The organism is Acinetobacter sp. TAC-1 (assembly GCF_029025845.1).
Taxonomy (GTDB): Bacteria; Pseudomonadota; Gammaproteobacteria; order Pseudomonadales; family Moraxellaceae; genus Acinetobacter; species Acinetobacter guillouiae.
Map to the genome: position 1 here is coordinate 1,557,911 of NZ_CP118892.1, position 14,057 is coordinate 1,571,967.

Below are 14,057 nucleotides of genomic sequence, written 5' to 3' on the forward strand. Positions count from 1 at the left end.
CAATCAGCATGAGCATTTTAACTTCAATCGAAAAACCTATTTTAGATCAAGCCTTGTTAAATGAAGTGTGTCCTGCGGGTGAAGCATGGATGGGCGAAGTAAAAAAAGGCCAATATTTCCGTATAGTTGATTTAGAAGGCAATCAAGCCGTCGATACCTTATTTATTTCAGCAGAAAACCCAGCAGAACGTTATAGCGCAACAGATACTCTGGCCATTAATCAACATGTTTACCTTGAAAAAGGGACAACCTTATACAGTAATTTAGGTCGTGCAATTGCGGTGATTGTCGATGATAACTGTGGTCGTCATGACACCTTAGGCGGTGCCTGTTCATGTGAAAGTAATACGGTTCGCTATGCACATAACACCTATCCGATGCACAGTTGCCGTAATAATTTTATGTATGCATTAGCCAAGCATCCGATTGCACAAAAACATCAGTTAAACGTTCGGCACATCGGCCCCAATATTAATTTCTTTATGAATGTGCCTGTCAGCTCGGATGGCCATTTAACCTTTGCTGATGGTATTTCTGCTGCTGGCAAATATGTGGAAATTCAAGCTGAGATGGATTTAATCGTACTGATTTCAAATTGCCCGCAATTAAATAACCCATGTAATGGCTATAACCCAACGAAAATTCAATTGCTGGTACACAACGGTATGGGAGCATAAATATGTTTAAAAAAGTTCTTATTGCCAATCGTGGTGCAATCGCTTGTCGTGTGATTCGTACACTTAAAAAACTTGGCATTGCTTCCGTTGCTGTTTATTCAGAAGCTGATCAGGATTCTTTACATGTGACTTTAGCCGACGAGGCATTTTGTATTGGTGCTGCACCAGCACAACAAAGTTATTTAAATATTGAAAAAATTCTTGAAATTGCCAAGCAAACTGGTGCTGAAGCAATCCATCCGGGTTATGGTTTTTTGTCTGAAAATGCGGAGTTTTGTGACCTATGTGAAAATCAGGGTATTGCCTTTATAGGGCCAACCTCAAGCCAAATGCTGGATTTTGGTCTAAAACATACGGCGCGCGAACTGGCGATTAAAAGCCAAGTGCCACTATTGCCGGGGAGTTCTTTGCTTTCAGGTGAACCAGAAGCAATCACCGAAGCAGCACGTATTGGCTATCCTGTGATGTTAAAAAGTACCGCGGGTGGTGGTGGTATCGGTATGCGTTTGGTTTGGGATGAAGCTGAACTCAAAGACGCTTATCAAACCGTTTCGTATTTGGCCCAAGCTAACTTTAAAGATGCAGGTTTGTACTTAGAAAAATTTGTGCAGCATGCTCGACATATTGAAGTACAAATTTTTGGTGATGGAAAAGGGCAGGTGTTGGCTTTAGGAGAACGTGACTGTTCTGTACAACGTCGTAATCAAAAAGTCATAGAAGAAACACCCGCACCGCATTTAACCGATGAGCAACGTGACTATATTCAAACTGTCGCGATTCAACTTATGCAATCTGTGAATTATCGTTCAGCAGGTACGGTTGAGTTTGTGATGGATACTGAAACCGAGCAGTTCTATTTCTTAGAGGTGAATACCCGTCTGCAAGTTGAGCATGGTGTGACGGAACAAGTCTATGCTGTAGATCTGGTTGAATGGATGGTGACTTTGGCCAGTGGTGATTGGACAGCACCCACTGAAAAATTAGCGTCAAAAGGACATTCGATTCAAGTTCGTTTATATGCGGAAGATCCGATTAAACAATTTCAACCCAGCGCAGGCTTACTGACCTATGTGCAATTTGATCAGAATGCACGGGTCGAAACATGGGTCGAAACCGGTTCAAATGTATCTTCATTTTATGATCCTATGCTTGCCAAAATCATTGTGACGGCGTCAGATCGAGGTGCGGCGATTCAAGCCATGCAATCTAGTCTGGCAGATACACAGATTGCAGGAATTGAAACCAATCTGGAATACCTACAAAATATTATTGCGGGTGAGGTGTTTAATTCAGGGACACAAACCACACGCTTCTTGAATAGCTTTGTATGGAAAACCCAAAAAATTGAGGTTTTACAATCGGGCATTCAAACCGCAATTCAGGACATTACTGGTCGGTTAGGGTACTGGGATGTGGGTGTACCACCATCCGGTGCAATTGATCCTTTAAGTTTAAATGTCGCCAACCAACTTTTAGGCAATCCATATAATACTTCTGGATTGGAATGTACCTTACAAGGGCCAAGTTTAAAGTTTCATTGTGATAGTCAAATTGTGATTACTGGCGGTGACATGCCATCTAAACTGGATGGCGTACTGGTTCCAATGTGGCAAACCGTAAATGTTAAAAAAGGTCAGGTGTTAAAGTGTGGAACAATGAGCACTGGATGCCGAAGCTATATTGGGATCAAAGGTGGTTTCCATGTTCCCGAATATTTAGGATCAAAAGCAACTTTTACACTGGGACAGTTTGGTGGGCATGCAGGGCGTAATTTATTAATAGGGGATATGCTTGCGATTACTGAATATTCATCTGATCAAAGCAAAAGTTTAGCCGCAGATCAAATCCCTAAATTTGCGCGTCATTGGGAAATTGCAGTGATGTATGGTCCGCATGGCGCACCAGATTTCTTTACCAAAAACGATATTGATAGATTTTTTAGTAACCAGTTTGAGATTCACTATAATTCCAGTCGTACCGGTATTCGCTTGATTGGCCCAAAACCTGAGTGGGCACGTGAAGATGGCGGTGAAGCAGGTTTACATCCATCAAATATTCATGATAATGCTTATGCAATTGGTGCGATTGATTTTACAGGCGACATGCCGATCATCTTAGGGCCTGATGGTCCAAGCTTAGGTGGTTTTGTTTGTCCAGCAGTGGTGATTCATTCTGAACTTTGGAAAATTGGTCAGCTTAAAGCAGGCGATAAAGTTAAATTTATTCCTGTCAGTTATGCGCAAGCAAAAGCCTTGGATCAAACATATCATCAAAGTGTTATTTCTTCTGACACAGATGAGGTGAATTTTAATCCTATTTTCCACGCGGAAAATGACACATTAGAAAATGCTGTTTTAGCTACACGCGTAGCACAAGCAGATTTACCGAGTGTGACTTACCGACCCGCGGGGAATAGCTATTTATTAGTTGAATATGGTGATCTGGTTTTAGACTTAAATCTACGATTCCGTATTCATGCTTTGATGCAATGGGTAAAAGAGCAGAATATCCACGGAATTATTGATCTGACTCCGGGGATTCGTTCATTACAAATTCATTTTGATTCAATTCAAATTGATCAACTTGAGCTCTTGGAAAAACTTCAACACGCGGAAGCGGAACTGCCTGATATACACAATATGCAAGTGCCTTCACGGACCGTGTATTTGCCACTGGCATGGGAAGATTCACAAACCCAATTGGCGACTGAACGTTATACACAAATTGTCCGTCCTGATGCACCGTGGTGCCCTGATAATATCGAGTTTATTCGTCGTATCAATGGCCTAGCATCAAAGCAAGCGGTAAAAGATGTGGTCTATAGTGCCAATTATCTAGTCATGGGATTGGGTGATGTCTATTTAGGCGCACCCGTTGCCACACCACTTGATCCGCGTCAGCGTTTGGTCACAACAAAATATAACCCTGCACGGACTTGGACACCAGAAAATGCTGTTGGTATCGGTGGGGCATATATGTGTGTTTATGGTATGGAAGGTCCTGGGGGCTATCAATTTGTGGGACGTACTACACAAATGTGGAGTCGCTATCGTAAAAATGCCAATTTTGAAACTGGCAAGCCGTGGTTATTACGCTTCTTTGATCAGGTTAAATTTTATGAGGTTTCAGAAGCAGAATTGCTACAGATGCGCGAAGATTTTAAAGCAGGGCGTTTGCAACTGCGTATTGAAGACGGTGTGCTTAATCTGAAAGAATACAATGATTTCCTTGCTGCAAATCAAGACAGTATTCGGGCTTTTAAACAGACCCAACAAGCCAACTTTGAAGCAGAGCGCCGTCGTTGGCATGCCGCAGGTTTACAAGAATATGTATCTGAAAGTTTAGATACTGTAGAGGATGGTGAAGCGGTCAGTATTCCCGAAGGTGGTTGTGCAGTTGAATCACATATGCCAGGTTCAATTTGGAAAATCGAATGTGCTTCTGGAGATATTGTTGAAGAAGGTGCAACCCTTGCGGTGATTGAAGCGATGAAAATTGAAATTCCGATTGTTGCACCTGAACGGATGAAGGTAGAAGCCATCACCATTGAAAAAGGCCAGACGGTTAAGACTGGACAAGTGTTGTTTACCTTGGCACCTGTAGCCTGATAAAAATCAATAAAGGAGCATCAGTGATGATGCTCCTTTTCTGTTTTAAACATAGATTAAATTTTTTCTATTTGCTTTACAGCCATAATTCGATGAAGTGTTATAAGTTATAAAGACTTAGCCGATTAAAATTAAAATAGCAAAGGCTTTACTGTAAAACCTATATAACGCTTCGCGCTATGCTTGTGCATTTAATTTATTTTTGCCCAAAAATCATCCATAAATACATGCTAAAACCAGCAAAAACTTGGTTAAAAACTGGCACATTTTCTGCATTGTTATAGCAGTAATACAAAAACCGAATTTGGTAATACTGAGATGGAGTTGTGCTATGAATCAGGTCAAAACAACAGTTAAAAAAACACATCCGCTTAAAGCATTTTTTGTTGATTTATTCAGTGTACGCGCAGGCCTGTATATCAAACAAAATACTTCTGTTAACAAGGTAAAAGGATAAGTTTGTGGCTAAACAAAAGTTGGCTCGAATCAGCATTACTGTACCTGAAGCAACGCTAAATGCACTCGATCAGAAAATTGTTGATCAGCACTACGAAAGTCGCTCTCAAGCGATTGTTGACATGATCAATAAACACCTGATTGCGGAAAAGGCACAGGCAAATGAAGTCATGGTCGGCACTTTGACCATTCTTTATGATGCAGGACAAATGCCGCTTCGAAATCAACTGATTGATTTACAACAACAGTTTTTAACACAAGTGATCAGTTCACTGCATATTCAACTTGATCAACAAAAAATCTTACAAGTCATGCTGATGCAAGGGGCAAGTTCTGAGCTTCGGCATATAAGCCAACAATTTACAGCACTCAAGGGTGTGATCAAAGGGCATCTGGAGCTGATGGATGCTGTGATGCCACCAATTCTGCAAAATGATTAAATCGGGAGTAGAGTGATGCAAGACTTATGGACGATCCAAGACTGGCAAAAGGCATATACCAGTCAGCAAATCAAGATTGAGAGTTTAATCGATTATGTTAAAACCATTCACAATGACGATCATGCTTGGATTGAAATCGCATCTGCCACGCAAATTCAGGTACAAATCGAAGCGTTAAAACAGCAAGATATAGCTGATTTACCTTTATACGGTGTGCCATTTGCTGTTAAAGACAATATCGATGTCGCAGGGTTCCATACCACCGCTGCGTGTAAAGACGTTGAATATTTAGCAACCACTGATGCTGTGGTGATTGCCAAGTTAAAAAAAGCTGGTGCTGTGGTGATTGGAAAAACTAACCTTGACCAGTTTGCAACGGGATTGGTTGGGGTACGTTCACCTTATGGTGCGGTCAAAAATAGTTTTAATCCAGAATATATCAGCGGTGGTTCAAGCTCTGGTTCATCGGTTGCGGTTGCAAATGGTATGGTGCCATTTAGCTTAGGGACCGATACAGCAGGTTCGGGTCGCGTGCCAGCAGGGCATAACAATATTGTTGGTCTTAAACCGACCAAAGGCTGGTTTTCAACCACAGGCTTAATGCCTGCTTGTAGAACAATTGATGTAATTTCTATCTTTGCATTGAGCAGTGACGATGCTTGGACGGTTGCCAGTGTTATGCAAGGTTATGATGAAACAGATGAATATTCACGCACTCACCCCGCCAATGTTCCGACTCAGTTTTCTAAAGGGAAAATTGCCATACCCGCACAGCTTGAGTTTTATGGCGATAGCGAAACTGAAAAAGCTTTCGCAATCGCTGTAGAAAGAATTCGATCACTCGGCTATGAAGTTGAAAGCATTGATTTTACGAATTTTAATGCACTTGCCAAAGCACTCTATAACGAGGCTTGGGTTGCTGAACGAACAGTAGCGGTCGAAAAAGTGGTAACACGCGAACAAGCACATCCTGTTATCGCTGAAATCATTGCCCAAGCAGATAGCTTTAGCGCCACCGATGCACTTCAAGCTGAATATAAACGCGCTGTATTGGCTCGAAAAATTAATTTGGCTTTACAAGGCTATGATGCATTGATGGTACCGACCTCACCCACGATTTATTCTATTGCTGATGTTGAAGCTGACCCCATCATAAAGAACTCACACATGGGGGCTTATACCAACTTTGTTAATTTTGCCGATTTAGCTGCAATAGCATTGCCCAATACAATTCGCGCAGATGGTTTACCCAGTGGAGTGACTTTTATCGCGCCTGCTTGGCACGATCAAGCTTTGGCAAATTTTGCCCAAAAATGGCAAGCACTGACTGCGCTTGCATTGGGGAAATCTCAGCAGCATTATCAAAAAACGCTTGAGATTACTTCGAAAAATTCAGTCAAGTTAGCGGTAGTGGGCGCACATTTAACAGCGATGCCACTTAATTTTCAGCTCACTACACGCCAAGGGACTTTATTAAACAAAACCTATACCGCTAAAAATTACAAATTATTTGCTTTGAAAAATACCAGTCCAGCAAAACCCGGTCTGCAATCTGATGCAACAGGAACGTCTATTGAAGTTGAGGTTTGGGATATTCCATTGGCAAATTTTGGGGCAATCGTTGCAGAGGTTCCAGCGCCGTTGGGAATCGGTAATGTACAACTTGAAGATGGTAGTTGGGTTAAAGGTTTTATCTGCGAGGGCTATGCAATCAATGACGCTATAGATATCAGTCATTTTGGGGGGTGGCGTGCATATATACAGTCGCTAAATCAAACCAATAAACAATTTAAAGGCGAAAAAACAGGGGGCGTTTCTGTATGATCCATAAATCTTTATTATCAGTATCACTATTGTCTGCGATGTTGTTCGCTGGTTGTGACAACACAGCAAAAATTCCAGAAGCGAAAGAAGCTACTCAAGCTTCAGCAAATGCGAAAGCAATCACCATCGGTTATAGTGATTGGCCCGGTTTTGTGGCATGGCAGGTTGCGATTGAAAAGGGCTGGTTAAAAGAAGCTGGTCTCAATGTTGAGTTTAAATGGTTTGATTATTCAGCATCACTCTCAGCCTTTTCAGCCAATCAATTAGATGCAGTATTTGTCACCAATGGCGATAACTTGGTGACGGCGTCAGGTGGTACCCAAGGCATGATGATTATGGCGACGGACTATTCTGCAGGCAATGATGTGATTATTGCCAAAGATGGGATCAATAGTATTCAGGATTTAAAAGGTAAATCTGTTGGCGTTGAAAAAGGTCTGGTCGATCATTTGCTCCTTGCAACAGCAATGTCAGATCAAAAAATCCCAATCAATGAAATCAAATTGGTCAATTCTGCGACCAATCAATTACCGCAAGTCCTATCCAGCCCCGATGTTTCAGCGATTGCAGTATGGCAACCTGTAGCCAGTCAGGCATTGAAAGCGGTTGCAGGATCAAAAATCATTTATACCTCGAAGGATAAACCCGGTTTAATTTATGACACCTTGACCGTAAATATGAGTCATTTAACTGCACATAAAGATGAATGGAAAAAGATCCTTCAAGTGTGGGACAAGACGGTGAAATACATCAATGATCCTGCGACTCATGCAGATGCTGTAAAAATTATGGCAATTCGTTCTGGGGTCGATCCAAAACAATACGAAACGATGGTGAATGGTACCCATTTACTTGATTTGGAAGCCAATCAAAAAGTCTTTAGTAAAGGCAATGGCTTTGATTCGATCTATGGCTCGTCGTATCACGTCAATAAATTTAACGTGGAAAATGGGATTTATAAAACTGAACAAAATGTCGATGGTCTGATTTATCCAACATTGTTACAAGAGTTGAAATAACGTTTTTTCAAAGAGTTGAATAGTTTGAAAATAGCCTAAGCATGTCTTGGGCTATTTTATTTTAGCTGCAAAAGTTTTATATAGAGCATAGAGATTAATCGCAAACTTTAAACAGATTTGAATGCTAGAGCCGCATAAGAAACTAAACAAATTTTAAAATTTTAACTTTAGTAGATTTGATAAAAAAATCAGCAAGTTAAGTTTAAATTGAATAACAAGGGCATCACTTCAATCACATTAAAATATAAATATCTATTGATTATATTTCTGTGCTTTTTGAAAAAAGATGAATAATTAAAATTCCAATAATCATAAATACCAAACCGATGATTGCAGCTAAATCTAAGTGTTGTTTGTAGTAAAAGAAGCCGACTAAAGACACTAAAATAATACCTGCACCCGACCAAAGCGCATAAGTAATACCAACAGGAATCGTTTTCATGGTCAGTGATAAAAAATAAATGGCAATCGCATATCCGATCACGGTGATGATCGATGCAGACAACTGACTAAAACCATCAGATGCTTTCATGGCAGAAGTCGCGATGACTTCTGCCACAATAGCAATGATTAAATATAAAAAAGACATTGCTTGGAAATATTCCTTATAAGGCTATTTTTGCATGATAGAAAAGGTGATTTTCTTCATGATCAAGCCAACTTTGGCTAGCAGTTGAAGTACCCGTCAGTGTTGTAAAGCAAAAATCTGGGTGAAATATATCGAGTGTGAAATATAAACGGCAATGTTCACCATCAATAATTCGCTGTTGTACCAGTGTGTTGTGATCAAGCTGTTGGAAATTTTCAAGATCAATCTTGCTTCCAACTTTGTTGGTGACGGTACTAAGATCAATGATCTGTTGATCAAAACTGATCGAAACCTCATAGTCTTGGATAGCTTCTAGACTGATCTGTTGCTTTGAAATAGCGTCTGTTAACGTCTCAGCAGATTTTAAAGCCTGTTGTATATCGGGATGTCGAGACTTGGCAAAGGCAATAAAATGATCACAAAGGATCAAGCCGCCATCCGTAGGATAACTGGTATTTAACTCAGTATTTTCAATTTTAAATAAACGTAAGCCAAGATATATGCCACGAGTCGCTTGTTGACGCCAATCCTCAACATAAGCATGGCTCGGTGAAAACTCGAGTATGGCATTGCCAATCGAATACAATTTTGCGGGTTCGGGCCATTGCACATGATTTTGATAATTACTGCTGAGACGCCATGAAAGCAATTGATTTTGAGCATCCCAAAGGGTATCGCCAACCCAACCTTGTCGTTCTAAAACGGGTGTTGATTGAGAGTCTTTTAAGCGTAAATCAATGGTAAATGTCTTGGATTGAAACCAATAGACGAGGGTGTTTTCATCGGTTAAACCATTGGCAAAGGTAATGCTCTTACGGCGAAAAGCACCCAATAAATATTGGGGCAATAAGCAGGTTGAGTCATCTGTTGGTTTAAGTTGCGTACAGAGGTCTAATAAGTTCATTTCGACTCCTCATTTTGGCTTAAACCAAATGAATAAAGCGGGCGGGCATTTTCAAGTTGAATTTCGCCCCGTGCCACTTTTTCTTTGAGATACTGAAAGGTTTGTGCGGTTTGATTAAAAAGATGTTCACCACCTTTTAAAGGCGCATATTGTGCAGGCTGATCTTTGATTAAAGGCTGAATTACATAGTCATAATCACAAGAGAAGAAAAACGGGAATGAATAGCGTTCTTCAGCCACTTTTTTTACACGATGTTTGGTTGCTAAATATCGGCCATTGGATAAAATTTCCATCATATCGCCAATATTCATGACCAATGTATTTTCAAGTAGGGGGATATCAATCCATTGCCCCGTTTTATCAAGCACTTGTAATCCGGGCGCTGTGGGTAAGAGCAAAGTAAAACATTCATAATCGGTATGCGCACCGATACCTTCTTTATCCTGAATTTCAGGATGGTAAGGATAATGAATCAGGCGAAGTTGGCTGGGAGCTTTGGAAATATGTGCATCAAAATAATGCTCATCTAGACCGAGTGCCAATGCAAAACTTTGGAAAATTTCATGCCCAACCGCTTTGATATGCTGATAATAGGCAGAGACTTGCTGCTTAAATATCGGGTCATCAGGCCACTGTGTTGGGCCAACCAAGGGGCGACGATCTGCTTGGCTCTGGTGATCATAATTGACATCATAGGCCTCTTTGAGATCATAACTTGTTTCAACAAAGCGTTCTTCACCGATCGGCACATAACCACTATGATTTTCTGATAAGCCAATATAATGCTGCATCTTAATGGCAGTATCTTGGGCAAAGTATTGCTGGGCAGTGTGATAAAGCTTTTGAAATAACTCAGGTTTAAATTGTTCTCCTGTTAAATATAAGAAACCAACATCTTTACATGCCTGATCTAAAGCGTGTGCGACCGTGAGTCGATCTTGAAGCTCAGGGCTGGAGAGTAGAGAAATGTCCACAAGCGGTAAAACATATGTGTTTGACATGAATATCACCAAGGTTGGCCGTCCAACAAAGAATTTAGCGATTTGGGTCGTCCCAAATGCTCTAAAAATCCGTCTGCTTATTGACCTGTACTGACTTGGGTCATACGCGGTATTTTGGGTAAGTCTTGTAGTGATGGATCAAGCTCATCTTCCTGAGCATGGACCAACTGATCCACTCGCGCTCTTAAATGTTGAAAAGCGAGCGTTGCCATAAGATCTAATGAACGCGGGCGTGGTAAATCTACTTCAATAATTTCTTTAATTTCACCGGGATTGGCTTTTAACGCGACAATACGGTCAGCTAATAAAATAGCTTCATCCATATCATGCGTAACAAAAATAATCGTGATATCAATGTTTTGCCATAAATCCATTAAGTGCTTTTGCATCTTCTGGCGGGTATGCGGGTCAAGCGCACCAAAAGGTTCATCCATCAATAAGATTTTTGGTTCATTAACCAAAGCTCGTGCAATAGCAACGCGCTGTTTCATTCCACCTGAAAGTTGATGTGGATATTGGTTTTCGTATTTGTCTAAGCCAATAATATTGATCCATTCTCGTGCATGGGCTTCCGCAGTCATTTGGCTGGCACCTTTCATTCGTGGGCCGAACATGACGTTTTCTTTAACCGTTTTCCAAGGAAATAGGGTGTATCCCTGAAATACCATGCCACGTTCAGGGCTTGGGCCTGTAATAGCTTCGCCATCGACCAAGATCTCACCACTATGGTATGGATCTAAACCTGCAATCACTCGGCTTAAGGTTGATTTTCCACAACCTGATGGACCGATCACACAAATAAATTCACGCTTATGGATTTTAAGATCCAGTTGATTTAAAACGGTTCGTTCAGTTTTACCATGTTTAAATACTTGACTGAGTCGTTTGGCCTCTAAGATGACAGGGCGTGCATAAATTTTTTGAAAATATTCAGCTGAATTAAAAGTTGAGTCATTCATTATTTTGCCCCTGCTTTCCATGCGAACATACGCTCGCCCAATTTCATTAATAACACATCGCAAACCAGTCCAATCACCCCGATAATCAAGATCGCAGCATAGACATTGTCAAAGTTTTGATAGCGTGCTTGTTGGGTAATAAACCATGTAATACCCGAGGTCGTACCAATCAATTCAGAGACAATCAAATAGGTCCACGCCCAACCTAGCAAGACACGTAAATCACGGTAAATATCTGGAAAAGCCGCAGGAATCACCACATTGAATAGGCTTCTAAGCTTATTGGTTCCAAGGGTATAGCCCGCTTCGATTAAGCCTTTATCGACCATACGGGTAGTATTGGCAATAATTAGGATTTGTTGAAATAGCGTTCCAATTACAATAATCGCAATCTTAGGTGCATCATTGATTCCGAGAATGGCAACAGCAAGCGCACCGAATGCAGGTGCAGGTAAATAACGGAAAAATTCAACAAAAGGTTCTGTAAGTAGCGATATTTTTTGTGAGAAACCACAAAGGATCCCCAGCGGAATACCAAAAATTGAAGAGATTAAAAAAGCGGAAAAAACGATTTTAATACTGTGCCATAAGCTTTGATGAAACCATGGTGTATCTGGTTGTTCTGGCGGTGTGGTAAATGCAGTGACCAAGGCTTTAGCCACTTCATGTGGTGCAGGTAAGTAAATGGGATTAACTAAAATACCTTGTGGTGGTGCAGAATGGTGATCAACCGCATTTTGTGCCTCACTATAGAACACACTTTTTTCAACACGGCTGCCAACTTGAAAATACGAGACACTACCAGAATTTGTAATTTGCACTTGAGGGTGCCAAATAAAAGGTAAATAACTGACCGCACACCAGAGCAAAATAGGGATCAGAAAAGAACACAAGCTCAGTAATAGCTTGTTCTTTTGACCAATTTCCTTTGCGACATAACCCATATTTACCGCCCTCATTTTAGCTTGAGTATTACGATTATTGAAAAACGTAATATTTATTAAGCAAAATAAGTGCCATGAATAAACAGGAGGGATTGGATTGATCTGCGTATTTCAGCAGCTCGTGAATACGAGGTGATCAATGATCTTTATAAGTGACTGATAAAGCGCTCAGTAGGGGCTCAACAAAAGGGCAAGATAATCAAGAAACGGATAAAGCAGGAATAACGAAAAAGGAATAATCAAACAAAAGATCATGGGTGGTAAGCAGTTGATTCACAAGTTCAGTGCTTAAGACAAACATCTAAATGCAATCGATAGCATGATCAATTGAAAATTAAATCGTCGTTGTATCGAGGGGAATACAACGACATTTTAATCACGAAATACATATCAAATCATAAACTTCAGTTGAATATTTAAGCAGATCCAATTTTATTAGGTTGGCATCCGCTTAAAGTGGAAGAGGTTCTAAACCTTTGACAATATCACTAAATTCAGAACCATTGAGCCAAAATGATTTCTTTAAAAATAATGTGGTCATGATACTTTCAGCGATATCGCTATTGGTATTTTCACAAAATAAACCATACTGGCTGCCTAACACATTATTGTCTTCAATCAAACGAATATAGTAAGCATGTTGTTCGTCTGCATAACCAAGAATTGCATCACGTTGAGTCGCCATTTTTATGTCTCCACATAGAAAATCAATCAATTAAGTGCTTAAGTGGGATCAGAGAACTTATTCAAAAATATCAATAAATTAACAAGATGTCTGTATTCTAAATTATTGATTTATGATAAGTATATTGATTATCTTTGTCGTCCTTGTTCAAATAGATGTATCAAAACTGATCGATAGAGTTATTGTTATTCAAAAAAAACTTGCCGTCAACTTGAATTTGTAACTTTTTCAAGCTATATTGATTTTACAGGCTTTTATGAAGCATATAGGATAAATAATGTCTAAGAAAGTAGAATTTGAACACGGAGGTGCGAGAGCCAATGCTGGGCGTAAGGCACAGTTTAGTGAGCCGACCAAAGTCATCCGTGTCCCAGAGTCACAAGTAGATTTTATCAAAAACTGGTTACTGAAAAATTTCAAAAACGGCCAGCTCAGTGATTTAAGCTCTAGCATAAATATCCAGACCATTCAGCCTAAGAATGATAAGGTTTATCAGATTCCGCTTGCGACAGAACGAGTCGCTGCTGGCGTGCCATTTTCTGTTCAAGATAGCATAGAACAATCATTGGATATGAATGAATATTTAATTCGAAATGAGAGTTCTACCTTTATTGTTAAAGCAAATTCGCTTTCAATGTTGGATGTTGGTATAGATATTGAAGACCCCTTGATTGTAGATCGTAGCATTTCTGCGAAATCTGGCGATATTGTCATTGCCCGTATTGATAATGATTTTACCGTGAAGCGCTTGATGATTGACAAGCAGTTTGATCCACCGAAAGTTTGGTTAAAAGCTGAGAATCCAGAATTTAAAAATATTTATATTGAAGAAGGGCAAGAATTTGAAATTTGGGGCGTTGTAACTTATAACTTAAAACGGATGCGTTGATTGAAACAATCTATACGGATAAGGCTGAAAGTCTTTGCTATTTTAAAGCAACATTCTTGTTG

The 14,057-nt window shown here is 40.1% G+C and carries 13 protein-coding genes; 7 read left to right on the plus strand and 6 right to left on the minus strand.

Annotated elements, in window-relative coordinates:
- The first annotated feature begins 8 nt into the window (after window positions 1-8).
- The 6 genes from PYV58_RS07150 (at window position 9) to PYV58_RS07175 (ending at window position 8,024) form a co-directional block, all read left to right on the plus strand.
- Entirely contained in the window at window positions 9-677 is a 669-nt protein-coding gene (locus tag PYV58_RS07150) for an urea amidolyase associated protein UAAP2 (protein WP_034611826.1), read from the plus strand.
- 2 nt (window positions 678-679) lie between these two features.
- Entirely contained in the window at window positions 680-4,285 is a 3,606-nt protein-coding gene (uca, locus tag PYV58_RS07155; protein ID WP_034611824.1) for an urea carboxylase, read from the plus strand.
- A 331-nt stretch (window positions 4,286-4,616) separates the two neighbouring features.
- A complete protein-coding gene (locus PYV58_RS07160) occupies window positions 4,617-4,742 on the plus strand; it encodes a hypothetical protein (protein WP_264673503.1) in 126 nt (41 codons plus the stop codon).
- Window positions 4,743-4,746: 4 nt separating this feature from the next.
- Complete coding sequence (locus PYV58_RS07165; protein ID WP_034611820.1) at window positions 4,747-5,181, plus strand: transcriptional regulator; 435 nt, start codon at window positions 4,747-4,749, stop codon at window positions 5,179-5,181.
- A 12-nt stretch (window positions 5,182-5,193) separates the two neighbouring features.
- Entirely contained in the window at window positions 5,194-7,005 is a 1,812-nt protein-coding gene (gene atzF, locus PYV58_RS07170) for an allophanate hydrolase (RefSeq protein WP_275059736.1), read from the plus strand.
- Window positions 7,002-8,024 (plus strand): ABC transporter substrate-binding protein, encoded by a 1,023-nt coding sequence (locus PYV58_RS07175; RefSeq protein WP_004822748.1) that lies wholly within the window; start codon window positions 7,002-7,004, stop codon window positions 8,022-8,024. The genes atzF and PYV58_RS07175 overlap by 4 nt, the downstream gene beginning before the upstream one ends.
- Window positions 8,025-8,283: 259 nt before the next feature.
- Here the strand turns inward: PYV58_RS07175 and PYV58_RS07180 are convergent, their stop codons facing one another.
- The 6 genes from PYV58_RS07180 to PYV58_RS07205 all read right to left on the minus strand — a co-directional run bounded on the left by PYV58_RS07180 (window position 8,284) and on the right by PYV58_RS07205 (window position 13,106).
- The gene (locus tag PYV58_RS07180) at window positions 8,284-8,613 is read right to left on the minus strand and encodes a multidrug efflux SMR transporter (RefSeq protein WP_034611815.1); all 330 of its coding nucleotides are present in this window, start codon (window positions 8,611-8,613) and stop codon (window positions 8,284-8,286) included.
- 16 nt (window positions 8,614-8,629) lie between these two features.
- Window positions 8,630-9,517: a hypothetical protein gene (locus tag PYV58_RS07185; RefSeq protein ID WP_034611812.1), complete on the minus strand. Its 888-nt coding sequence runs from the start codon at window positions 9,515-9,517 to the stop codon at window positions 8,630-8,632.
- Window positions 9,514-10,518: a 2OG-Fe(II) oxygenase family protein gene (locus PYV58_RS07190; protein ID WP_034611809.1), complete on the minus strand. Its 1,005-nt coding sequence runs from the start codon at window positions 10,516-10,518 to the stop codon at window positions 9,514-9,516. Before PYV58_RS07190 ends, PYV58_RS07185 begins: the two co-directional genes overlap by 4 nt.
- Window positions 10,519-10,595: 77 nt before the next feature.
- On the minus strand, window positions 10,596-11,477 hold the full coding sequence (locus tag PYV58_RS07195) for an ABC transporter ATP-binding protein (protein WP_034611805.1): 882 nt from the start codon (window positions 11,475-11,477) through the stop codon (window positions 10,596-10,598).
- Entirely contained in the window at window positions 11,477-12,421 is a 945-nt protein-coding gene (locus tag PYV58_RS07200) for an ABC transporter permease (RefSeq protein WP_034611802.1), read from the minus strand. The genes PYV58_RS07195 and PYV58_RS07200 overlap by 1 nt, the downstream gene beginning before the upstream one ends.
- 451 nt (window positions 12,422-12,872) lie before the next feature.
- Window positions 12,873-13,106, minus strand: a complete 234-nt coding sequence (locus PYV58_RS07205) for a hypothetical protein (RefSeq protein WP_004724652.1) — start codon at window positions 13,104-13,106, stop codon at window positions 12,873-12,875.
- Between the two features lie 277 nt (window positions 13,107-13,383).
- Between PYV58_RS07205 and umuD the strand changes: the two genes are divergently transcribed.
- Complete coding sequence (gene umuD / locus PYV58_RS07210) at window positions 13,384-13,995, plus strand: translesion error-prone DNA polymerase V autoproteolytic subunit (protein ID WP_004822739.1); 612 nt, start codon at window positions 13,384-13,386, stop codon at window positions 13,993-13,995.
- The last annotated feature ends 62 nt before the right edge of the window (window positions 13,996-14,057 follow it).

Excerpts from the sequence above, each read along its gene's own strand:
- PYV58_RS07190 (WP_034611809.1), bottom strand. The coding sequence starts at position 10,518 with ATGTCAAACACATATGTTTTACCGCTTGTGGACATTTCTCTACTCTCC.
- PYV58_RS07150 (WP_034611826.1), top strand. The coding sequence starts at position 9 with ATGAGCATTTTAACTTCAATCGAAAAACCTATTTTAGATCAAGCCTTG.
- PYV58_RS07205 (WP_004724652.1), bottom strand. The coding sequence starts at position 13,106 with ATGGCGACTCAACGTGATGCAATTCTTGGTTATGCAGACGAACAACAT.
- PYV58_RS07180 (WP_034611815.1), bottom strand. The coding sequence starts at position 8,613 with ATGTCTTTTTTATATTTAATCATTGCTATTGTGGCAGAAGTCATCGCG.
- umuD (WP_004822739.1), top strand. The coding sequence starts at position 13,384 with ATGTCTAAGAAAGTAGAATTTGAACACGGAGGTGCGAGAGCCAATGCT.
- PYV58_RS07185 (WP_034611812.1), bottom strand. The coding sequence starts at position 9,517 with ATGAACTTATTAGACCTCTGTACGCAACTTAAACCAACAGATGACTCA.
- PYV58_RS07175 (WP_004822748.1), top strand. The coding sequence starts at position 7,002 with ATGATCCATAAATCTTTATTATCAGTATCACTATTGTCTGCGATGTTG.
- PYV58_RS07160 (WP_264673503.1), top strand. The coding sequence starts at position 4,617 with ATGAATCAGGTCAAAACAACAGTTAAAAAAACACATCCGCTTAAAGCA.
- uca (WP_034611824.1), top strand. The coding sequence starts at position 680 with ATGTTTAAAAAAGTTCTTATTGCCAATCGTGGTGCAATCGCTTGTCGT.
- PYV58_RS07200 (WP_034611802.1), bottom strand. The coding sequence starts at position 12,421 with ATGGGTTATGTCGCAAAGGAAATTGGTCAAAAGAACAAGCTATTACTG.
- PYV58_RS07195 (WP_034611805.1), bottom strand. The coding sequence starts at position 11,477 with ATGAATGACTCAACTTTTAATTCAGCTGAATATTTTCAAAAAATTTAT.